This is a genomic window from Proteus sp. G2618 (assembly GCF_009915995.1).
Taxonomy (GTDB): domain Bacteria; phylum Pseudomonadota; class Gammaproteobacteria; order Enterobacterales; family Enterobacteriaceae; genus Proteus; species Proteus terrae.
This window is the reverse complement of the sequence record NZ_JAABNI010000016.1, coordinates 1-21,624: the sequence shown is the minus strand read 5'-3', so window position 1 is coordinate 21,624 and position 21,624 is coordinate 1. Positions and strand designations below refer to the sequence as shown.

At 40.8% G+C, this 21,624-nt stretch carries 19 protein-coding genes; 6 read left to right on the top strand and 13 right to left on the bottom strand.

The genetic code is table 11. The annotated features are described in order from the left end of the window. Positions 1–39: 39 nt before the first annotated feature. The 10 genes from GWJ01_RS08460 to GWJ01_RS08415 all read right to left on the bottom strand — a co-directional run bounded on the left by GWJ01_RS08460 (position 40) and on the right by GWJ01_RS08415 (position 11,451). A complete protein-coding gene (locus tag GWJ01_RS08460; RefSeq protein ID WP_161710970.1) occupies positions 40–1,173 on the bottom strand; it encodes a 2-hydroxyacyl-CoA dehydratase subunit D in 1,134 nt (377 codons plus the stop codon). Continuing rightward, positions 1,173–2,414, bottom strand: coding sequence for a 2-hydroxyacyl-CoA dehydratase subunit D (locus GWJ01_RS08455; protein WP_109394952.1), 1,242 nt, complete (start codon positions 2,412–2,414; stop codon positions 1,173–1,175). The genes GWJ01_RS08460 and GWJ01_RS08455 overlap by 1 nt, the downstream gene beginning before the upstream one ends. After that, positions 2,411–3,238 carry an acyl-CoA dehydratase activase gene (locus tag GWJ01_RS08450; RefSeq protein ID WP_109394950.1) on the bottom strand — a complete coding sequence of 276 codons (828 nt, stop codon included), beginning with the start codon at positions 3,236–3,238 and terminating at the stop codon, positions 2,411–2,413. Before GWJ01_RS08450 ends, GWJ01_RS08455 begins: the two co-directional genes overlap by 4 nt. Before the next feature lie 36 nt (positions 3,239–3,274). Further along, positions 3,275–4,510: a CaiB/BaiF CoA transferase family protein gene (locus GWJ01_RS08445; RefSeq protein ID WP_075673865.1), complete on the bottom strand. Its 1,236-nt coding sequence runs from the start codon at positions 4,508–4,510 to the stop codon at positions 3,275–3,277. A gap of 66 nt (positions 4,511–4,576) precedes the next feature. Continuing rightward, positions 4,577–6,214 (bottom strand): AMP-binding protein, encoded by a 1,638-nt coding sequence (locus GWJ01_RS08440; RefSeq protein ID WP_161710969.1) that lies wholly within the window; start codon positions 6,212–6,214, stop codon positions 4,577–4,579. 471 nt (positions 6,215–6,685) lie between these two features. Next, complete coding sequence (locus GWJ01_RS08435; protein WP_161710968.1) at positions 6,686–8,008, bottom strand: MFS transporter; 1,323 nt, start codon at positions 8,006–8,008, stop codon at positions 6,686–6,688. Positions 8,009–8,093: 85 nt separating this feature from the next. Further along, a complete protein-coding gene (gene fixX / locus GWJ01_RS08430) occupies positions 8,094–8,381 on the bottom strand; it encodes a ferredoxin-like protein FixX (protein WP_023582978.1) in 288 nt (95 codons plus the stop codon). Beyond that, positions 8,378–9,670 carry an FAD-dependent oxidoreductase FixC gene (fixC, locus tag GWJ01_RS08425; protein WP_161710967.1) on the bottom strand — a complete coding sequence of 431 codons (1,293 nt, stop codon included), beginning with the start codon at positions 9,668–9,670 and terminating at the stop codon, positions 8,378–8,380. The genes fixX and fixC overlap by 4 nt, the downstream gene beginning before the upstream one ends. A gap of 57 nt (positions 9,671–9,727) precedes the next feature. Next, positions 9,728–10,666 carry an FAD-binding protein gene (locus tag GWJ01_RS08420; RefSeq protein ID WP_109402392.1) on the bottom strand — a complete coding sequence of 313 codons (939 nt, stop codon included), beginning with the start codon at positions 10,664–10,666 and terminating at the stop codon, positions 9,728–9,730. Between the two features lie 11 nt (positions 10,667–10,677). Then, the gene (locus GWJ01_RS08415; protein WP_109402393.1) at positions 10,678–11,451 is read right to left on the bottom strand and encodes an electron transfer flavoprotein FixA; all 774 of its coding nucleotides are present in this window, start codon (positions 11,449–11,451) and stop codon (positions 10,678–10,680) included. A 600-nt stretch (positions 11,452–12,051) separates the two neighbouring features. On the opposite strand from GWJ01_RS08415, the gene caiT reads away from it, so the two are divergent. The 6 genes from caiT to caiE all read left to right on the top strand — a co-directional run bounded on the left by caiT (position 12,052) and on the right by caiE (position 19,165). Beyond that, the gene (caiT, locus tag GWJ01_RS08410) at positions 12,052–13,566 is read left to right on the top strand and encodes an L-carnitine/gamma-butyrobetaine antiporter (protein WP_161710966.1); all 1,515 of its coding nucleotides are present in this window, start codon (positions 12,052–12,054) and stop codon (positions 13,564–13,566) included. 41 nt (positions 13,567–13,607) lie between these two features. Further along, a complete protein-coding gene (gene caiA, locus GWJ01_RS08405) occupies positions 13,608–14,750 on the top strand; it encodes a crotonobetainyl-CoA dehydrogenase (protein WP_023582983.1) in 1,143 nt (380 codons plus the stop codon). A gap of 69 nt (positions 14,751–14,819) precedes the next feature. Beyond that, the gene (gene caiB, locus GWJ01_RS08400) at positions 14,820–16,040 is read left to right on the top strand and encodes an L-carnitine CoA-transferase (protein ID WP_109402394.1); all 1,221 of its coding nucleotides are present in this window, start codon (positions 14,820–14,822) and stop codon (positions 16,038–16,040) included. 73 nt (positions 16,041–16,113) lie between these two features. Then, entirely contained in the window at positions 16,114–17,670 is a 1,557-nt protein-coding gene (caiC, locus tag GWJ01_RS08395) for a crotonobetaine/carnitine-CoA ligase (RefSeq protein WP_161710965.1), read from the top strand. 76 nt (positions 17,671–17,746) lie between these two features. Then, the gene (gene caiD / locus GWJ01_RS08390) at positions 17,747–18,532 is read left to right on the top strand and encodes a crotonobetainyl-CoA hydratase (protein ID WP_098941836.1); all 786 of its coding nucleotides are present in this window, start codon (positions 17,747–17,749) and stop codon (positions 18,530–18,532) included. Between the two features lie 39 nt (positions 18,533–18,571). Then, entirely contained in the window at positions 18,572–19,165 is a 594-nt protein-coding gene (caiE, locus tag GWJ01_RS08385; protein WP_161710964.1) for a carnitine operon protein CaiE, read from the top strand. A 73-nt stretch (positions 19,166–19,238) separates the two neighbouring features. Here caiE and caiF read toward each other — a convergent pair whose 3' ends face one another. The 3 genes from caiF to tnpA all read right to left on the bottom strand — a co-directional run. Further along, positions 19,239–19,631 (bottom strand): carnitine metabolism transcriptional regulator CaiF, encoded by a 393-nt coding sequence (caiF, locus tag GWJ01_RS08380; RefSeq protein ID WP_161710963.1) that lies wholly within the window; start codon positions 19,629–19,631, stop codon positions 19,239–19,241. 817 nt (positions 19,632–20,448) lie between these two features. Next, a complete protein-coding gene (gene fsa, locus GWJ01_RS08375) occupies positions 20,449–21,111 on the bottom strand; it encodes a fructose-6-phosphate aldolase (RefSeq protein ID WP_109394930.1) in 663 nt (220 codons plus the stop codon). Between the two features lie 210 nt (positions 21,112–21,321). Continuing rightward, on the bottom strand, positions 21,322–21,624 hold a 303-nt coding region (tnpA, locus tag GWJ01_RS08370; RefSeq protein WP_161710604.1), incomplete at its 5' end, for an IS200/IS605 family transposase.

The following is a 21,624-nucleotide window of genomic DNA, read 5'->3' as shown; positions in this document are numbered from 1 at the left end:
TACATTACGCAGGTCTTTTGTGACTATTGGTTAACGTTGTTAAGCAGAAAGCACATCTGCAAAAGTTTGCAGTGCCGTTCTTGCCTGTTCATATGTTTTAGTTTGCTGATCGATTTCGATAATGATGGAAGGAATGCCTTCTCTATCGAGGAATTTCTTCACAATAGGGGCATCAAACTCTTCGGGATCACAAAACTTCGTCAGCAAATAAACGACACCATCAGCACCCGTGTTTTTCACCATGTCGGCAATTAAACGACCGCGTTTTTTCTCTGGATCATACAAAAGCGAACACCCTTCAAGCTGAGCGATTTGCTCTGCCATCGCTTCATAAGGTGCTTTGTTTTCAGGGATATCTTGGCGGAACTGACGAGACTCATGTGCGACTTCATCCGCCACAATCGCCATCTTGTTATCAGCCAAAATTTGTAGAATAGAAGGGCTATCCGCAATAATGCCTGTCACAACAACTTTGTGCCCTTTCCAAGGTTCTGGGGATAAGGTTTTGCATTGTGCAACAATGGCTTCAACGGCTTTTGTATGTTCAACGACATCCATAAAGTAACCACTTTTGATCACGGTATTACGGCGTTGTGGTGTGATTAAGTTTGGATGAAGTGCAGCCATCTCTGAGAATTCGCGTAACGCGGCACGACGCAGATTAAACAGATGAATCGCATTTTTCAGTGCATCATCTGTCACAGGCTGACCTGAAATTTCCCCTAATTGCAGTGCAATTTTTTTGTATTGTTCGGTTAAGAAAGCAATACCTGCTGGGGTTTTGCGATTTTGTGGATGCACCAGTTGGATAAAAGGCACTTGTGGCACACCAGCTTTCCAGTTTTGCCCTAAGCATTTTAAGGTGTCACACAAAGAAGGAATTATGGCTGCTGATAGTTTATTCAGCGCACCATCTAATCCCATTTCAAGAGAAGAAAGCGCTAACGCACAATAAAAAGGAGGGAAATATTTCTTCGCTTCTGAGATCTCACGTCCTTCTGCACCCCAAATACCAAAAGGCACCATACCTGCCGCATAGACAATTTCATTCGGGGTATATTCAGGAAAACAACCAATAACCTTTTTGCCACTGCGAATAAAATCCTCTAATTGAGCAACAGGGTTATCCACCACGGCTTGTAACTCATCAAACAACTCCGTTAATGTTTTCATTAAATGTCTCCCTTTTTCATTTCTGCTTTATTAGCAGCCATAATTTCAGTCAATGCTTCAACACGGGTGACATACTGCGCTTCAGAGAAAACACGAGGATCAGCTTGGTCTCCATCAAAAGTCACTGTTGGGATCTTAAGTTCATGACGAATACGGCGCTCAATTTCAGGCATAATGCCACTCCAGAGCTTACAACTGCGGTTAACGTGAATAATCGCGCCGTCCACTTTATTCTGACGACTAACGTCAATACGCATATCCGCAGCACGCTCAACAGAGACACAGTTAGGAACATAAGAGTAAGCACGCATCATCTCGTCGCTGTTTTGATAAATCACACCAAATGCGGTCGCATAAACAGTAGCGGTAACGTTGATACCCTGCTCTTTTAACGGAGTCGATGTAGCACGCAAATAAGGCCAGCAGGCGATACCTTCAAAGAGAACACGGTATTTTTCTTCTCCGCGATAAGTCGATTTTTTCTCTTTGATGTTTTGTTCCATCTCTTCACACAGTTGCTCAAAAGCCAGTGCAGCTTCTAATTTACCGCGAGCACAAACCGCAACAGCCATGTGATTAAAGAGATCAAAACCATTCATTGGAGACGGTTCATATTGGCAATATTCTGCCGCTTTTAACCATGCGCGCCCTGTACGTTGTGAGATCTCACAAACTTCTTTGAATTTCTCTTCGGAGAAGACTTTGCCAGTAACTTTTTCGAGTTGTTTAATCGCATCATCAAATTGAGCTTGAACGTATTTCACCGTGACATCATCGGTGTCATAGTCATTTTTATAAGGAATATCGATAAGGATCATCGGGATATTCAGCTCATAAGAGATATTTTCATACCATTTGATCATGCAGTTACAGATGTTGTTACAGCACAGCAAGAAGTCTGGCTGTGGCATATCCATCTCTTCACACTGTTTAATATCCATGTAAGAGAGGCTGATGCGAGCATAAGCACAGATATCGTTGGAATATCCCATGCTTTCTGCGTGTTCACACATTTTTAAACCCGCACCTTTCGCTGCAATTGCAGCGGCTTGGTTTTCAGGGTAAACCACACATAAACCTAATGTTTCAGCGATTTCTTGAGGGAAGTTAGAGGCACACCACCCTATTTTTTCACCGCTGTTTTTCGCGTCCCACGCACGCTGATAAGCATCAGCAGCGATTTTTTGCAGTCGTTTTTTCGCAGGAATATAATCCGGCGCATTCATATCTACATTGCTCATTTTGATGTTCCTATTGTTAACGCATCGTCTTCCAGTTGATGGCGGTACGCTTCAAAGGCATAAATGGCGGCGCCTATCGCCCCGTTGTATTGCGATAATGGAGAGGTGGAGATAGAGGCGTTCAACTCTTCGCTAACATAACGAACAACTTCAAAATTACTGGCAACACCGCCTGTCATAACAACAGGGGCTTCAACACCGACCCGTTTTGCCAGACCAGCAATACGGCTAGCTACAGAGCGGTGAATACCATTAATCACATCGGGTATTGTTTCGTTATTTGCGAGATGGGAGATAACTTCCGATTCAGAGAACACGGTACAGGTTGAGCTAATCGTGACTTTTTTAGTGGACTTAGCGCCCTCTTGAGCAAGATCGGAAATTTTGGTTTCTAATACTCGCGACATCACATCGAGAAAGCGTCCTGTACCAGCAGCGCACTTATCATTCATCACAAAGTTTAATAAACGGCCGGCACCATCCATATGAAGTGCCTTAACGTCTTGACCCCCGATATCAATCACCGTTTTCACGCCCGGAAAAAGAAAGTGTGCACCTTTCGCATGACAACTCAGTTCACTCACTTCTTTATTGGCTTCTTTCAGAGAATTACGGCCATATCCTGTTGCACAGATCCAACTGATCTGACTGAGATCGCCACCAAATTGGCACAATACTTCATTGATCGCTTTTTCAGGGCCAGATGTCCCAGCACCGACTGATGCCAACGACTTCGCGACAATAGTGTCACCATTTTTCATGATGATACATTTTGATGCAGACGATCCGATATCAACGCCCATTGTGAAAATGTCTTGTTGCATGCCTTTGCTCTCCTGAAAATTAAAAATGTAAGTGGATTATTCTTTCCACGTCATCACGTCTTTATTGGCTTCAAGGTTTGCTATTTCTTCAGCGCTATACCCTAATTCAGCTAATACAGACGGTGTGTCTTCACCTAACAAAGGACCACGGCGATATTCAGGTAAACCACTCTCTAAGAAATCAATTGGTGGACGAACTAAGGCTTTTTCACTGCCATTTTTGTATTTCATGTTGTAGAAGGTGTTAATTGCCCAAGCTTGTTTGTCTTCCAACACTTCTTCCCAAGTTTGGGCAATGCTGAATGGGATATCGTTTTTGGTGAAAATATCTGCCCACTCTGACGCTGTTTTTTGCTCAACTTGTTGCCAAATCAGGTCATATAATTCAGGAGAACGATTATTTTTTGCCACTTCTTGTAGACGGGTATAACGTGCGTCTTCAGCTAAATCTGGGCGACCAATACAAGAAATAAAGGTTGGATAATAAGCGTCGTAAACAGGCATACAGACTTGAATAAAACGGTCATCTTTTGTTTTATAAGCCAGAATAAATGGGCTGGTGGTATTACGGCGATCGATTGGATACGGCTGACCATAGTCAGGGTATTGTGCCGCTTGGATCATAATTGCTTGGGTATAAATTGAGGTATGCAGTAAGTTAGTTGAAACATACTCACCTTGACCGATATTTTTAGCACGAATATAAGCGGCTAACACACCTGAAACCAAGCCTAATGCGCATTGGTGATCGCCAAGTCCTGGGATCACGTTCATAGGTACTGTGCCTTTTTGGTACAGCGAGCCTAAAATACCACCACGCGCAAAGAATGCGGTGTAGTCAAATCCTGGTAAGTCTTTATCTGGGCCTTCATCACCATAACCTGTCACGCTAGCGTACACTAACTTTGGAAAACGTTGTTTTAACGTTTCATAGTCTAAACCTGCGCGTGCTCTTGCACCGGGACGCCAGTTAGTTAAGAAAATGTCTGCTTTTTCTAACAGTTCAAACAGGATTTTTTTCCCTGCTTCTGTTTTCGTATTTAACACGATCCCACGTTTATTGGCGTTTTCTAAATCAAAACTGGTGTTTTCATGTTGATCTAATGGGCGACCTTCTGTTGGTGCGGTATAGCGTAAGTTATCGCCACTTGGAGATTCGATTTTGATTACGTTCGCCCCCATATCAGCTAAAATACGACCCGCTGCGGGTACTGCGATAAAGGTCGCCAACTCAACTACGGTGACGCCTTCCAATGCTTTATGACTTGTCATTTCTTCTCCTAATTATTTTTAGGCTTCATACTGCTGTTGTCAGAATGTGGATAAATCCGTTGTCACTTAACCCGCTACTTTGGTTTTTTCATCCTTGATTGAAACGCTATAACCCAGTTGCAATTTCAGTGCTTGCACATCAATTTTTCCGCAAGGGGTATGAGGAAATTCTGTAAAGAAATGGAGTTCTTTGGGGATTTTGTAGCGAGCCAGTCGCTCTTGTAGAAATTCACGTAATTCACTTTCACCAATGCTGTGGCCTTTTTGCACACAAATAGTGGCAATCACTTCTTCGCCTAAATCAGCAGACGGGATCCCAAATGCTTTTGTCGCATCAACACCGAGATATTCAGCAATCGCTTCTTCTATTTCGCAAAGACTGATATTTTCACCGCCACGTACCACAATCTCTTTCATGCGATAGGCATAGTGATAATTTCCTTGTTCATCGACATAACCAATATCCCCCGTGTGTAACCAACCCTCTTCGTCTAACGCTTCTTTAGTTTTATCTGGCGCATTGTCATAACCCATCATTACATGGAAGCCACGCGTGCAAATTTCACCTAAAGTGCCCACTGGCACCGGTTTGCCTGTTTTGGGATTGATAATTTTCATTTCAACAAAAGGTAAAGGCTTACCAATAGAGCTGCGTTTGATCTCTAAAGCATCATTAGGGAGAGTTTGAGTGCAACAAGGTGAAGCTTCTGTTTGGCCATAAGAGACGGTGATCCCTTTCATGCCGAGGATATTTTCGATGTCATCGATTAACGCAGGAGGAAAACTCGCCCCAGCAATAATACCTTTATCAAGACTAGATAAATCGTAGTGAGAAAACTGTTCATGCTTCATTAAGCGGCTAAAAATCGTTGGCACTCCGTGCATAACGGTACAACGATAGTCTTGCACCACTTTTAAAACATCTTCAGCACAATAGTTATCGAGAAGAACTAATTGGCATCCGGTTGTTAATGCAAAAAAGAGGCAAGAAGAGAGTCCAAAACAGTGGAACAGAGGAACGGCAAGACAAATTACATCGTCATGCATAACACCTAAGCGTTGTGCTGACAGCATGGCATTATTAATGACATTATATTGGCTTAACATGACACCTTTAGGCATTGCTGTACTGCCAGAGGTCATTTGGATAGTCAGCAAATCTTTTACACTGACTTGTGCAACCGCATGTTGATATTCTTTATCTGATATTTTTTGGCTAACTTCTTTTAATTGAGATAAAGAGACACCTTTTTCTGCATGTTCATTTCCCATGCTAATAAATAACTGGGGTAATACATCTTTATTTTCAGATGCTTTTTTAGAAAGACAATTAATAACCTCAATAAAATGATTACTTTTAAAACCATCAGAAAAACAGAGTGCTTTAATTCCGGTTAATCGACATAAATCTAATAACTCTCTTTTCTTAAAATGAAAGTTAATACAAACAACAGGAACACCAATTTGAGCAGCGGCAAGAAAACAAATTATCCACTCTTTACTATTAGCAGACCAAATACCTAAACGATCACCTTTTTTTAAACCAATGGCTAAAAAACCACGCGCAACACTTTCTACTTCTTGTTGTAATTGTTGCCAAGAAAGTGTCTTTTTACTTTGGCTTTCAATCAAGGCTATTTGTAAAGCATGTTGCTTTACTACATTGTTTAGACATTCTTTAACTGTCGTTTCTAATAAGGTCATAAATACCTACTCAACCGCTTCTTTGCTGGTGTTTACGTCTGTAATGACCTTATTCTGGGTAGGGGAAATTATTCATTCTTGGTAAATAACGAACTGTTTTTCGTCATTTGAATAGTCTGAGAGAGATTTGTGATTGAGGTCTAGATTTGGTGGGTTAAATATAATTTGTAATTGAAGAGTAATTAATAACAATGAGATAAATTTGAAACCAAGGCGTTATAAAGGTGTTATTTTTAATAAAGAAAAAGGAGAGTCGTTTTATTTAAATAAAAATAATAAAACACTCTCTTTTTAATATAAATATACTTATCTAACTTTAAGATATAAACAAATCTTATCAATAAACATTGACGTTATAATTTAAATCAAAATAATATAAAAACAAATACAATAATGATTAAATTTTATAACATCTAAATAAAAAGTAATTTAAATCACTTAACTTATTTTATTAATCATCGATTAAACAGACTATTTTCCTCGTCGCATTGGCATGGTTGAGGTTTGATTGAGTGTTAATTCTTTGGTTTCTGGTGCAAACAACACAGAGACTAGCATGCCGAATAAAGAGATCGCAGCCCCTACCAGCATCGTGGTGTTAATACCATAAGTGGCGATAAAGGCAGGAAGAGCACACGTTGAAATAACCGTACCGATACGACTTATTGACATAATAATGCCCACTGCTGAGGCACGAATATCAGTCGGAAACAATTCGTTAGGATAGAGCCATTGTAAAATTCCGGGGCCACCAGAAAAGAAGGCGTAAGTCGCAAACGCTAAGATGACAAATAAGATAGGTAAATCAGGGAAAACCCCTAGCACCAATAATGCCAATGTCATCATGCCAAAACTACCAATCAATAGTGGACGTCGCCCTGTTTGATTTAACCAAAACATGGCAGGAATACACCCAAACATAAAGAACAGGCTAATCACCACATTCCCCAGTGCCGCACTTCTTCCCGCATCCCATCCCAATAAACCGACAATCTGTGGCCCAAAGGTATAAATGGCAAACATCGGGATAACTTGGCAAGTCCAAATGACCGCAACAAACAGAACAAAAGAGAAGTGACGTTTATTAAATAACTCGATAAAACGCGTTGTTTTGGCATCTTCCGCTTCAAATACTACGGGTTCACCAAAGAGTTTTATCATCATCTCATTACACTCTTTAATGCGCCCTTTGCGTATTAGCCACAGCGGTGATTCAGGTAAATCAAAGCGACCAATTAAAATAATCACGCAAGGGATAAAGGCACTACCCAACATCCAACGCCAACCATCTGCAATATCATATAAAAGATAGCCGACTAAGTTGGCGCAAGTCGCCCCGATATACCACATTGCAGCAATAAAACCGACAGCAAAAGCGCGTTGTTTTTTATTAGAAAATTCAGTGATCATCGAGGTCGCAATAGGATAATCGGCGCCAATCACAATCCCAATAAGGAATCGCATCACCAACAAACCCACCGGCGTGGAGACAAACATCGTCGCAATAGAAATAATGGCAATAGCCACAATATCCACAAGGAACATTTTACGGCGACCGACTTTGTCACAAATATAACCAAAGAGTGACGTACCAATAAAAAGCCCTGCTAAAGTTGCCGCACCAAGCAGACCAATCCATTGTGTATCAAGCTGTAATAACGGTGTGAGTTGCTCTAACGCCACACCGATAATCACTAATACATAGCCATCAAGAAAAGGGCCGCCACTCCCCCATAACATCACTCGACGATGCACAGAGGTAAAACGGATGTCATCAAAGTTTCTGGGTTGCATGACTGCGTCCTGGTATTTTTTCTAAATAAAGCAAAAAAGAAAAGCTCCCAGGCCGGAGCAGCACTGGGAGAAAAGTAGCGATACATCATCCGTAACGATATTCCACGCCAAACGTTCCGCGTGGGTATTCCCATTTTTCAAGCGCACTATCTAAACCAAGAATTCGACAAGTTCCACACTCTAAGCACCCTGCATAGTCAAAGCTGATGGTGCCATCTTCTTGCTTTTTATAAAGACCTGCTGGACATGCTTTGACTAAGGTTTCCAATACCTGCATATCAGGCTGCTCTTTAACGACGATATGTGGATTTTCCTCATCGACATTAAATTTATTGATGCCTAATTTGACATCGACATTTACGGGAGAACTCATATTGCTTTTACTCCTTTGATCCCATCTTTGATCAGATTCATCCAGCCCACTTTTTTGGTATGACGCATCATGGTTTTGCGCATCGGTACTGGCGCTTCACCCGTTACAGTGAAGAGATCTTTTGCAATACCAACTACCATTTCAGGGTAAGCGGTGAACATACGAGGGTTATCAAGTAAATCAGGCATACGCTGATAGGCTTTCATATCGCGTAACGGGCCATCTTCTAAATGTTTGAGATATTCATTTAGCGTTTGCTTGCTAAAATCATTTTTCTCCATGGCAGAGAGCACGGTTTTTGCAGCGGCTTCTCCTGATGCCATCGCTAAATCCATGCCACGGATAGTAAAGCCTAGGTTCATACACATCCCTGCAGCATCACCAGCAATTAATACGCCATCACGTACTAATTCGTTTTGCATTCTTAATCCAGCTTCAGGAACAACGTGTGCACCATATTCCACCATTTTTCCGCCTTCAATTAGCGGAGCAACAACGGGATGCTGTTTAAAATCTTCCAGCATTTGTGGCACTGATTTTTTTGCGTCTTTAATATGGTGAAGCCCACAGACAAGACCTAAAGAAAGCGTGGTTTTATTGGTATATAAGAAACCACCACCCATCAATCCATCGGTAGGCGAACCTGCAAATAACCAAGCCGCACCTTCGTTATCTTTTAGATTAAAGCGATCTTTAATGACACTTTCAGGCAGTTCGATGATCTCTTTTACACCCACAGCCACATTTTCAGCTACAACACGTTTTGTCATCCCTAGCTGTTCAGCCAAGATAGAATTTACACCATCGGCGAGGATCACGGCTTTGGCTTCTAACACATCACCGTCTGCCTCAACGCCGACAATCTTGCCATCACGCTCAACGAGCTTATCAACGCGAATGCCCGTAATACATTGCGCACCCGCGTTTTCGGCTTGCTCCATCAGCCATTGGTCAAACTCGCCACGTAATACAGACCAAGAGGCGGTTTTTGGACTCTTTCCTTCCGTATTTTGGTAATCAATTGTCATTGCGCCGGTTTCAGTCATAAATGACAATTTTTCATGAGTAATCACGCGTTCAACTGGCGCTTCTTGCGCAAACTCAGGAATGATGCGCTCAAGGGTATGTGCATACAGACGACCACCGGTTACATTTTTCCCGCCAGCGTAGTTACCTCTTTCTATTAGCAATACTTGTGCGCCTTCCCTTGCCAAAACAAGTGCAGCCACAGATCCTGCTAATCCTGCGCCAACAATAATGGCATCGAAAATATCTTCGGAATCGGACATAACATCTCCAGAATTTGCGATAAACAGCAGAGAAGTTTCCTTCCCTGCTTAAATAAATCAGTTAGATAATTGACGAGTTAATGCAGGTAAAATCTTCATTAAATCACCGACAATGCCGTAGTCAGCGAATTGGAAGATAGGTGCATTTTTGTCTTTATTAATAGCAACAATAGTTTGTGCACCATTAGCGCCAACCATATGTTGAATTTGTCCTGAAATACCTGCTGCTAAATAGAGTTCAGGTTTTAGCATCAGGTTAGAAATTCCAACATAGCGCTCGTGTTCCATCCATTTCTCATTTTCAGCAACAGGGCGAGAACAGGCGATTTCAGCACCAATGGCTTTCGCTAACTCTTCTGCAATAACGATATTTTCTTTGCTACCGATACCGCGACCAACGCTGACAACAAAGCGCGCTTTATCTAAATCAACCGCATTGATTGCGCGTGGTTGAACTGAATTGCGAACGATAGTTTGAGCTGGAGCAATCCATGCGACTTTTTGTGCATTACCTGTAGCGCCAGTTTCTGGTGCAACATCAAAAGCACCCACGCTTGCAGTTACCACACAGTAAGGGGTTTTCAGGCTTTCATCACCAAAGGCAAGGCCACCGTAAACCATGTGTTTTGCCACTAATGCATCACCATCTGCCTTTAAAGATTGGGCGTCGTTAGAAACGACTGCTTCTAAACGGTGGCCTAAACGTGCAGCTAATAATTTTCCGCGACGTGTATTAGGCAGTAGCACTAATCCTGCATCACCTTTTTGTTTGATGGTTTCAACCATGCTCTGTGCATAGTCTTCAATAATGCGATCGTCAGGTTTACCTTCTAATTGGAAAACCTCTGTTGCCCCTAATTTAAAAGCAGCAACGCTTTGTTCATCATTCAATGTAAATACATTGATAGATTGTCCTAATGAAGAAGCGCCACCCACTAATTCTGGTAAACGGGAAAGTGCATCACTAAATACCCAAACAGTTGAAAACTGGCTCATAACTCCCCCTATTACTTAAGAATTTTACGTAAATGTTCTGCCAACTCAGCAATCTGATCATCGCCATCACCTTCAATAATGATGCGTTGACGTACTTTCTGTTTTGGTGCCGCCACTTTTTGCTCTGAACGCACAGTAATCGCATCCAGACCAAGATCGGCAACACTCCATTGCTGAACAGGTTTCTTGGCTGCGCCAAGAATGGCTTTCATCGAAGGAATTTGAGGTGTGTTAATGTCGGTAGAAACCGCGATAACAGCAGGTAATGGAATGGTCAGTGTTTCTATCTCATTTTCTAACTCACGTTCAACCGTAATTGAGTCATTAGAAAGAGAAACAATTTTGTTAATACCATTGATCGCAGGAACATTTAAGAATTCACCCACCAGCAAACTAACTTGTTGTGAGCTGAGATCCGCCGAGCCATCACCGCAAAGAATTAAGTCATAACCTTTTTTAGTCGCCGCCGCCGCCAATGCTACCGCTGTTTGGTAAGGCAAAGAGGATTCAAATTGGTCATCAACCACAACTACGAGTTCGTCAGCACCACGAGAAAGAACGTCTTTACGTGCTTTCGCGTTTGTCAGTGCTTTACCACCAACGCTCATTGCCGTGATTTGAATGCCATCAAGTTGAGTCTTAAGCTGATTAGCGGCTTCAATCGCATTTAAATCATATTGGCTGATTTTGGTGTTAGCACGAGAAAAATCCAGCGAACTGTCTGCGCTATTTACTGTAATATCCTGCTCGTCGGGAACACTCTTGTAACATGTAATAATATTCATTACATCTCCTGAAATTAATAAATAATGTCATTTGCTCTGGCAATGTAATATAGAATTAACACAATTAAGAGATTAAAAAATTAAACCTAGGTCACCAATATTGAACATTACTAAATAAATAACGGATAGGTTTCAATATTGCTAAACATATCACCAATATTGAAATTAGTTTTAATTGAAGTGAACAACTTTCAATATTGCTACATCGATCAACAATATTGAAAATAATAAATATAACGGTATTTAACGTTCAATATTGCCACCAAGATCAACAATATTGAAAGACAGAATATAACAACCCTATTACATACAAAGATATAGATATAATTATCAATCAGTTATAATGAAAACGAAACGTTATAAAACGTAACATAAAATCGACAAAAAGAATAGTGTGAAGTGAATAACAGAATGGATTTCTTATAATATCCATTATTCATCATCATTAATCGATTTGTGGATTAGCCAATCAGTTTATTTATCTATTATGATGAAACACCAATAGACGAAATACTCATAAATAAACTCAAATGCTTTATTAGATATTAGGAATTAACACTACTTAAACTTCTGCGTTAAATATATTTGGAAAATTTACCTATGAGCAAAGATAATAAAAAGGCAGGAATAGAACCGAAGGTTTTTTTTCCGCCATTAATCATTGTTGGTATTTTATGCTGGCTAACGGTACGTGATCTTGACGCTTCAAATGAAGTGATTAATGCCGTATTCAGCTATGTTACCAATGTCTGGGGTTGGGCCTTCGAATGGTACATGGTCATTATGTTCGGGGGTTGGTTTTGGTTAGTCTTCGGTCGTTATGCCAATAAACGCCTTGGGGAAGATAAACCTGAATTTAGTACCGCAAGCTGGATCTTTATGATGTTTGCGTCTTGTACATCCGCTGCCGTCCTCTTCTGGGGTTCGATTGAAATATACTACTATATTTCAAGTCCTCCTTTTGGAATGGAAGCTTACTCAACTCAAGCTAAAGAAATTGGTCTTGCTTACAGTTTGTTCCACTGGGGTCCTTTACCTTGGGCAACTTATAGTTTCCTTTCTGTGGCATTCGCTTACTTCTTCTTTGTTCGCAAAATGGAAGTTATCCGTCCAAGTAGCACCTTAACCCCGTTAATTGGTGAAAAACACGTTAATGGGATCGTCGGAACCATTATTGATAACTTCTATCTTGTTGCTTTAATTCTGGCAATGGGAACTAGCCTTGGTTTAGCAACACCATTAGTTACTGAATGTATTCAATACTTATTTGGTATTCCTCATACCCTGCAATTAGACGCCATTATTATCTCTTGCTGGATCTTATTAAACGCGATTTGCGTGGCATTCGGTCTGCAAAAAGGGGTGAAAATCGCCAGTGATATTCGTACTTACCTGAGCTTCTTAATGCTGGGTTGGGTCTTTATCGTTGGTGGTGCGAGCTTTATCGTCAATTACTTCACTGACTCTGTTGGTACATTGATGATGTATATGCCTCGTATTCTGTTCTATACAGACCCAATCGGTAAAGGTGGATTCCCTCAAGGTTGGACTGTCTTCTATTGGGCATGGTGGGTTATTTACGCCATCCAAATGAGTATCTTCTTAGCACGTATCTCTAAAGGCCGTACTGTTCGTGAATTATGTTTAGGGATGGTTTCAGGTTTAACCGCAGGAACTTGGTTAATTTGGACAATTCTTGGTGGTAACACCATACAACTGATTGACCAAAATATCCTCAACATTCCACAACTGATTGAACAATACGGTGTACCTCGCGCAATCATCGAGACATGGGCGGCATTACCGTTGAGCACAGCGACAATGTGGGGCTTCTTTATCCTCTGCTTTATTGCCACTGTCACCTTAATTAACGCCTGTTCTTACACACTAGCAATGTCCACTTGTCGCTCTATGAAAGAAGGCTCTGAGCCACCTTTATTAGTGCGTATCGGCTGGTCTGTGCTGGTCGGTGTTATCGGCATCATTCTGCTCGCACTTGGGGGTTTAAAACCAATTCAAACCGCCATTATCGCTGGAGGATGCCCACTATTTTTCGTCAATATCATGGTCACCTTGTCCTTTATTAAAGATGCCAAAGTACATTGGAAAGACTGATCCGCTATACGCAAAGAATGACATATTAAGAGGTTATTAACATGGATTTTAGATTGAATGATGAGCAGGAACTGTTTGTTGACGGTGTCCGCGAATTAATGGCCAGTGAAAACTGGGAAGCTTATTTCGCACAGTGTGATCGCGAAAGTAAATACCCAGAACGTTTTGTCAAAGCCTTAGCGGATATGGAAATTGACAATCTGCTTATCCCTGAAGAGCACGGTGGCTTAAATGCAGGTTTTGTTACTGTTGCGGCAATCTGGATGGAATTAGGTCGCTTAGGTGCGCCAACTTACGTGCTTTATCAATTGCCGGGTGGATTTAACACCGTCTTGCGTGAAGGGACTCAAGAGCAAATTGATAAAATTATGGCGTTCCGCGGTACGGGTAAACAGATGTGGAACTCTGCAATTACAGAACCCGGCGCAGGCTCTGACGTAGGTAGCTTACAAACTACTTATACCCGTAAAGATGGCAAAGTTTACCTCAATGGTAGCAAGTGCTTTATCACTAGTAGTGCCTATACCCCTTACGTTGTTGTGATGAGCCGTGATTCAGCGTCTCCAGATAAACCTATCTTCACTGAATGGTTTGTGGATATGAGCAAACCGGGTATCAAAGTAAACAAGTTAGAAAAACTAGGTTTACGTATGGATAGCTGCTGTGAAATCACTTTCGACAACGTTGAACTTGAAGAAAAAGACATGTTTGGTCGTGAAGGTAACGGCTTTAACCGTGTGAAAGAAGAGTTCGACCACGAGCGTTTTTTAGTGGCACTCACTAACTACGGTACAGCGATGTGTGCATTTGAAGATGCAGCGCGTTATGCCAACCAACGTGTGCAATTTGGTGAAGCTATCGGCCGTTTCCAACTTATTCAAGAAAAATTCGCTCATATGGCGATCAAACTCAATTCAATGCGCAACATGTTATATGAAACTGCATGGAAGAGTGACAACAACTTAATCACTTCTGGTGATGCAGCTATGTGTAAATACTTCTGTGCAAATGCGGCGTTTGAAGTAGTTGATAGTGCAATGCAAGTGCTTGGTGGTGTCGGTATTGCTGGCGAGCACCGTATTTCTCGTTTCTGGCGTGACCTTCGTGTTGACCGTGTATCTGGTGGTTCTGATGAAATGCAGATCCTGACATTAGGACGTTCAGTACTTAAACAGTATCGCTAATTAATCACGAATAACTCTCTCATCAAATGATGAGAGGGTTTTCACTCAGACCACTTACGAGGTGATGCTATGACAGAACATTTACCAATGCCACAATTCGGCCCACTTTCAGGGGTTCGTGTTGTGTTTTCAGGAATTGAAATTGCAGGGCCATTCGCAGGACAAATGTTCGCAGAATGGGGAGCTGAAGTGATTTGGATTGAAAACGTTGCATGGGCTGACACCATTCGCGTTCAACCTCACTACCCTCAACTTTCTCGCCGTAATCTTCATGCACTATCGTTAAATATCTTTAAAGACGAAGGTCGTGATGCGTTCCTAAAATTAATGGAAACAACCGACATCTTTATCGAAGCAAGTAAAGGCCCTGCCTTTGCACGTCGCGGTATTACGGATGAAGTATTATGGGAACATAACCCTAAATTAGTTATCGCTCATTTATCGGGTTTTGGTCAATATGGCGATCCGCAATATACCAACTTACCCGCTTATAACACCATTGCTCAGGCTTTCAGTGGTTACCTTATTCAAAACGGTGACAAAGATCAGCCAATGCCAGCCTTCCCTTATACCGCAGACTATTTCTCAGGGATGACCGCAACCACTTCTGCGTTAGCGGCACTGTATAAAGTTCAACAAACAGGCAAAGGCGAAAGTATTGATATTGCTATGTATGAAGTAATGTTGCGTATGGGGCAATACTTCATGATGGATTATTTCAATGGTGGCGAAATCTGCCCTCGTATGACCAAAGGGAAAGATCCGTACTATGCCGGTTGTGGGCTTTACCGTTGCCAAGATGGTTATATCGTGATGGAAGTTGTCGGTATCACTCAAATTCAAGAAATCTTCAAAGATATCGGACTTGCTCATCTGCTTGGTACACCGGAAGTGCCTGAAGGCACTCAACTTATTCACCGTATTAATTGCCCTCATGGTCAATTATTTGAAGACAAATTAGATGAATGGCTAGCTAAGCAACCCATCACAGAAGTACTCAAACGTCTTTCAGAACTCAATATTGCTAGCGCTAAAGTGCTGACTATTCCAGAGCTTGAAGACAATCCGCAATATGTCGCGCGTGAATCGATTACCGAATGGCAAACCATGAATGGCGAAACCTGCAAAGGGCCGAATGTGATGCCTAAATTCAAAAATAATCCGGGAAAAATATGGCGTGGTATGCCATCTCACGGCATGGATACAAACGCGATTTTGAAAAATATCGGTTATAGCGAAGAACAAATCAGGGGGCTGGTCGATAAGGGACTGGCTAAAATCGTAAAGTAACACTGTAAAATTCAGGCCTTGTGTAGGCATAAAGCATGTCTGAATTTACAGCAAAAGATAGGGTAACAGTTTAATGGATGTGATTGGCAAACAAAACTTACGTCAGATGTGGGATGATTTGGCAGAGGTTTATGGTACAAAAACAGCGCTAATTTTTGAATCCGCACAAGGACAAGTGAGACAATTTAGCTACAGTGAATTAAATGAAGAGATAAATAGAACCGCAAATCTTTTTCATGCTGGTGGCATAAAAAAAGGCGATCACGTTGCCTTACATCTTGATAACTGTCCTGAGTTTTTCTTTTGCTGGTTTGGCTTGGCAAAAATTGGCGCTGTTATGGTGCCAATTAATGCGCGCTTTATGTATGAAGAGAGCGCATGGATAATCAATCACTGCCAAGCTCATTACGTGATCACTCGCGATAATTTCTATCCTATTTACCAACCTATGTTGCAGGATGAACAATGCCCTTTAACGCAACTGTTTTTAATAACAGAAAACAGTCTGCCTGCTGAAAAAGGCGTTATCGACTTTTTAAAAGAGAAAGCCAAGCACCCTGTTACGCTTAATCATCACACACCATTAAGTGTGGATGACACTGCTGAAATTCTTTTTACCTCAGGAACAACGTCTCAACCTAAAGGCGTAGTTATCACACACTATAACCTACGCTTTGCGGGTTATTACTCATCATGGCAAAACGCATTACGTGAAGACGACATTTATCTTACGGTTATGCCTGCCTTTCATATTGACTGCCAATGCACTGCATCACTCGCCGCATTTTCTGTGGGGGCCACCTTTGTATTGTTAGAAAAATACAGTGCCAGAGCCTTTTGGAAACAGATCCTTAAATACCAAGCAACGGTCACGGAATGTATTCCAATGATGATGAGAACCTTAATGGCTCAACCTGTTTCATCAGAAGAAAAGCAACACAAATTACGTGAAGTGATGTTTTACCTCAATCTTGCTGATGAAGAAAAAGATGCCTTCCTTGAACGCTTTAACGTGCGATTACTCACCTCTTATGGCATGACAGAAACTATTGTTGGTTTAATTGGTGACAGACCTGGCGATAAACGCCGTTGGCCCTCAATTGGTAGACCTGGTTTTTGCTATCAAGCTCAAATCAGGGACAAACAAAATAATGAAGTCCCTGATGGAGTTGTAGGTGAAATTTGCGTAAAAGGCGAACCCGGAAAAACTATTTTTAAAGAGTATTACAACCGACCTGATGCTACAGCAAAAGCCTTAGAGCCTGATGGTTGGTTACATACTGGTGATTATGGTTATCGTGATGATGAAGGCTTTTTCTATTTCGTTGATCGTAGCTGCAATATGATCAAACGCGGTGGAGAGAATGTCTCTTGTGTTGAGATTGAAAACATCATTTCTTCACATCCTAAAATTCAAGATGTGGCTGTAATTGGTGTTCCTGACAACATTCGCGATGAAGCGATCAAAGCATTTGTTGTACTGGTTGAAAATGAGACCTTGAGTAAAGAAGAGTTCTTCCATTTCTGTGAGCAAAATATGGCGAAATTCAAAGTCCCCTCTGAAGTTGAATTTAGAGATGGCTTACCTCGTAACTGCTCAGGAAAAGTGATTAAAAAGCATTTGAAATAAGACATAGGTAGGTTTAACCACAAATTAATAACCTCAATCATAAATGCTTATTTTTGATGACGAAAAGGAATACAACATGAGCCAGTCATTACACCTAACAACTCGTGGTTCAGTACTTGAAATTGTATTAGACAGACCAAAAGCGAATGCTATTGATGCGAAAACAAGCCATGAAATGGGCGAAGTTTTTCTGCGTTTTCGTGATGATCCTAACTTACGTGTCGCGATTATTACAGGTGCAGGTGAACGCTTTTTCTCTGCAGGATGGGATTTAAAAGCAGCGGCTGAAGGTGAAGCACCTGATGCTGACTTTGGTGCTGGTGGTTTTGCGGGTTTAACTGAGCTTTTCAATCTGGATAAACCTGTCATTGCTGCGGTTAACGGCTATGCTTTTGGTGGTGGTTTTGAATTAGCACTTGCTGCCGACATGATGGTTTGTTCAGACAATGCTTCTTTTGCTTTACCTGAAGCACAGTTAGGTATTGTACCTGACAGCGGCGGTGTTCTGCGTTTACCTAAACGTTTACCACCCGCTATCGTCAATGAGATGTTGATGACAGGTCGTCGCATGAATGCCGATGAAGCGCTGCGTTGGGGTATTGCAAACCGTGTTGTCAGCTCCGCTGAACTTATGGACAGCGCACGCGAGCTTGCAGACCAAATTGCCAACAGTGCCCCACTGGCTGTTGCTGCATTAAAAGAGATTTACCGCGCTACCAGCGAACTTTCTATTGAGGAAGGTTACAAGCTCATGCGCAGTGGTGTGCTAAAACATTACCCAAGTGTTTTACATTCAGAAGACGCCACAGAAGGCCCATTAGCCTTTGCTGAAAAACGCGCACCTGAGTGGAAAGGTCGATAGTTATCGTTAATCTCGATAATACAACAAAGAGGAAAACTGATGAGTATCTACGCGTTTGAAGGTCTTATTCCTGTGGTTCATCCAACAGCTTATGTTCATCCATCTGCTGTATTAATTGGTGATGTGATTATCGGTGCGGGTGTTTATATCGGCCCCTTGGCATCACTAAGAGGGGATTATGGGCGCTTGATTGTTGAAGCAGGTGCCAACCTTCAAGACGGCTGTATCATGCACGGTTATACCGATATGGATACCATTGTTAGAGAAAATGGGCATATTGGACACGGTGCAATTCTCCACAGTTGCATTATCGGGCGTGACAGCTTAGTGGGTATGAACAGCGTGATTATGGATGGTGCAGTGATTGGCGAAGAAAGTATTGTTGCCGCCATGAGCTTTGTAAAAGCAGGCTTTCAAGGACAACCTCGGCAAATGCTGATTGGTAGCCCTGCAAAACATGTGCGGGATATTACTGATAATGACATGGAATGGAAGCGTATGAACACACGCGAATATCAAGACTTGGCTGTTCGTTGTCGTCAAAATTTAGTTGAAGCTACGCCATTAACTGCACCAGAACCTAATCGCCCGCGTTTACACGGTACAACAGATGTAAAGCCGAAAGGTCAGTAACAAACTACGACAGGCGTTGTGAGCGCCTGTCGTCATTATTCAAATTATTTAGCATGAAAGGAAGTCACGTAAATTAGCGACGTTGAGATTTTGACAACATCCATTGCCATTTTTGCTCATGGTTCAATCCATGAGGGATCATCGCTGCTAATTTTTCAGGAGAACTTTGACTACTTTTTTCTTGAATATGGCCTTTTAAACGTGAATAAACTTGAGGATCAATATGACTGACTTTGATCATCCGTTGGCACTGACAGCCTCTACCTTCTAGTTGGTTAGGTACACTTTTCGTTTCACACTCAATTTCTTTTACATCAGAAAGAATGTAAGAAACGATATTAATTGCATTGCATTGAGGAATATCGAATTTTTTTGCAATTTCCTTTGCACTTACCCAACGTTCTTGCTCTTGAACCCAGTCAGCAATTGACAGATAGAGTGGCTTACTCATGTATTCTTCACTCATAATTACTCCAATATCACAAATGAAATTTTATTTATCGCTAAATAAAGATAATAACTATATATGTTAATTATCATTGCACCGCGGAGTATCGGTTTTCCCTGTTAATTTGATAAGTTAACAGACTCATCAAAATAATACTTAGTTTATTTTTAACAACCAAACTCTTTAATTAACACGCCCGTCACAATTTATTATTTTGTTATTAAATCAAAAGTAATAACAATTAAACCGAGTAAAAACAAAAAATTAATTAAATATTAAAATATAAAACACACCGTTAAAAACATGATTTATCACATTGATTTTAAAAGCATTTTAATCAACAAAATAAAAAAGAAATAGATTATATTAATAATCCATTTATAGACTAAGATTATAATAATAGATTTTAATTTAGATTGCCAGAAAGGTGGCTTATTATTAGATATAAATCAATAATTGTTTATCTTCGCTTGCTGATAGGCCTATAAAATATTCATTAGAAAAATTAAAGATTAAATAGAGTGATAGGAAAGAATTTAATTTTAATACCCATTTACCTATTATATTATCAATAATCAGCCCAGATAATAATAATTATAAATCATACATCTATAATATAATCCTATAAAATTAGCAAGAATAAGCAGATGATCGCTCTATTTAAAATCACTAATAAAAGAAGATTATTTCAATAAAGATTATCTATTTATTTTCATTTAAAAATAATGAAATATTATTTCAAATAAGACTCATTTACGCTTATCTCAAATAAATATCAATTAAGCGCTATATAAATAGAATAGCGCTTGATCATATAACATCTAAGTAGATCCTACTAAAGAAGGCGACGATCAAATGCAGTTTGCCAATCATCGGCGAATCTATTTACCGCATCATCCACAACCGGAGAACGAATAATAGAGTAAGCAAGCTCAATCGGTAATGTCACTGAAGAAGCGCCTGCTAATAAACAATCGACCACTTGTCGTGGTGTTTTAAAACTCGCTGCTAGGATTTTTGTGGGTAAATTATGCATAGTAATTAGAGTTTGTAACTCTTTTACCACTCTTACGCCATCAGAGCCTTGTCTATCCATTCGATGCACATAAGGAGCAATATAATCAGCGCCTGCTAATGCCGCCATTAACCCTTGAGACACACTGTAAATTGCAGTGCCCAATACCAGCATATTTTTTTGCTTTAATTGTTTAATAGCGACAAGCCCTGCTTCTGTAACAGGAATTTTAATCACGGTATTATCCGCAATATTTCCGATACGCAATGCTTCTTCAATCATGGTATCGACATCACTGGCAATGACCTGTGCAAATACCCGACCTTTACCACCCATAGCCGCTTTTAACTCAGGTAACAACGTTTCAATATCTTGTGCTGATTTAGCAATAATAGACGGATTGGTAGTGACACCTGCAATAGGAAGAACTTGAGAGAGTTTTCTGACTTCTTCGATATCCGCTGTATCTAAATAAATTTCCATAATCGCGCCTCAATAATGTTGGTTTTTAAGCTAAATAATTATAGGTATAACGTAAAAAGTAGCATTGTGCGCGATGGATTTCTAGTGGTTCCAATCATAACCACCCGTAAAACGGGTGGTTTGCTCTTGCCCTATAAGGGCTTGTTACCGACTGCGCCTAAATGACGCTGCTTTCTCTTCGTTCAAGCTCAGTGTCTTTGCTACTTTGGCTTACCCCTTGAAGGGGTTTTCATATTCTTTATTGCTCAATTTATCCGAGATTAAATTCGACTTTTCTTGCTCTCTGATATACTTTTGAATTGTGGCTTCATTGAGTCCAACTGTTGTGACATAGAACCCTTCCGCCCAAAACTTTCTGTTGCCAAATTTATATTTGAGATTGGCATGTCTATCAAAGATCATCAACGAACTTTTATCTTTCAAATATCCCATGAAGCTTGATACGCATATCTTCGGTGGAATACTCACTAACATATGAACATGATCTGGCATAAGGTGCCCTTCGATTATTTC

Excerpts from the sequence above, each read along its gene's own strand:
- GWJ01_RS08460 (WP_161710970.1), bottom strand. The coding sequence starts at position 1,173 with ATGAAAACATTAACGGAGTTGTTTGATGAGTTACAAGCCGTGGTGGAT.
- GWJ01_RS08455 (WP_109394952.1), bottom strand. The coding sequence starts at position 2,414 with ATGAGCAATGTAGATATGAATGCGCCGGATTATATTCCTGCGAAAAAA.
- GWJ01_RS08450 (WP_109394950.1), bottom strand. The coding sequence starts at position 3,238 with ATGCAACAAGACATTTTCACAATGGGCGTTGATATCGGATCGTCTGCA.
- GWJ01_RS08445 (WP_075673865.1), bottom strand. The coding sequence starts at position 4,510 with ATGACAAGTCATAAAGCATTGGAAGGCGTCACCGTAGTTGAGTTGGCG.
- GWJ01_RS08440 (WP_161710969.1), bottom strand. The coding sequence starts at position 6,214 with ATGACCTTATTAGAAACGACAGTTAAAGAATGTCTAAACAATGTAGTA.
- GWJ01_RS08435 (WP_161710968.1), bottom strand. The coding sequence starts at position 8,008 with ATGCAACCCAGAAACTTTGATGACATCCGTTTTACCTCTGTGCATCGT.
- fixX (WP_023582978.1), bottom strand. The coding sequence starts at position 8,381 with ATGAGTTCTCCCGTAAATGTCGATGTCAAATTAGGCATCAATAAATTT.
- fixC (WP_161710967.1), bottom strand. The coding sequence starts at position 9,670 with ATGTCCGATTCCGAAGATATTTTCGATGCCATTATTGTTGGCGCAGGA.
- GWJ01_RS08420 (WP_109402392.1), bottom strand. The coding sequence starts at position 10,666 with ATGAGCCAGTTTTCAACTGTTTGGGTATTTAGTGATGCACTTTCCCGT.
- GWJ01_RS08415 (WP_109402393.1), bottom strand. The coding sequence starts at position 11,451 with ATGAATATTATTACATGTTACAAGAGTGTTCCCGACGAGCAGGATATT.
- caiT (WP_161710966.1), top strand. The coding sequence starts at position 12,052 with ATGAGCAAAGATAATAAAAAGGCAGGAATAGAACCGAAGGTTTTTTTT.
- caiA (WP_023582983.1), top strand. The coding sequence starts at position 13,608 with ATGGATTTTAGATTGAATGATGAGCAGGAACTGTTTGTTGACGGTGTC.
- caiB (WP_109402394.1), top strand. The coding sequence starts at position 14,820 with ATGACAGAACATTTACCAATGCCACAATTCGGCCCACTTTCAGGGGTT.
- caiC (WP_161710965.1), top strand. The coding sequence starts at position 16,114 with ATGGATGTGATTGGCAAACAAAACTTACGTCAGATGTGGGATGATTTG.
- caiD (WP_098941836.1), top strand. The coding sequence starts at position 17,747 with ATGAGCCAGTCATTACACCTAACAACTCGTGGTTCAGTACTTGAAATT.
- caiE (WP_161710964.1), top strand. The coding sequence starts at position 18,572 with ATGAGTATCTACGCGTTTGAAGGTCTTATTCCTGTGGTTCATCCAACA.
- caiF (WP_161710963.1), bottom strand. The coding sequence starts at position 19,631 with ATGAGTGAAGAATACATGAGTAAGCCACTCTATCTGTCAATTGCTGAC.
- fsa (WP_109394930.1), bottom strand. The coding sequence starts at position 21,111 with ATGGAAATTTATTTAGATACAGCGGATATCGAAGAAGTCAGAAAACTC.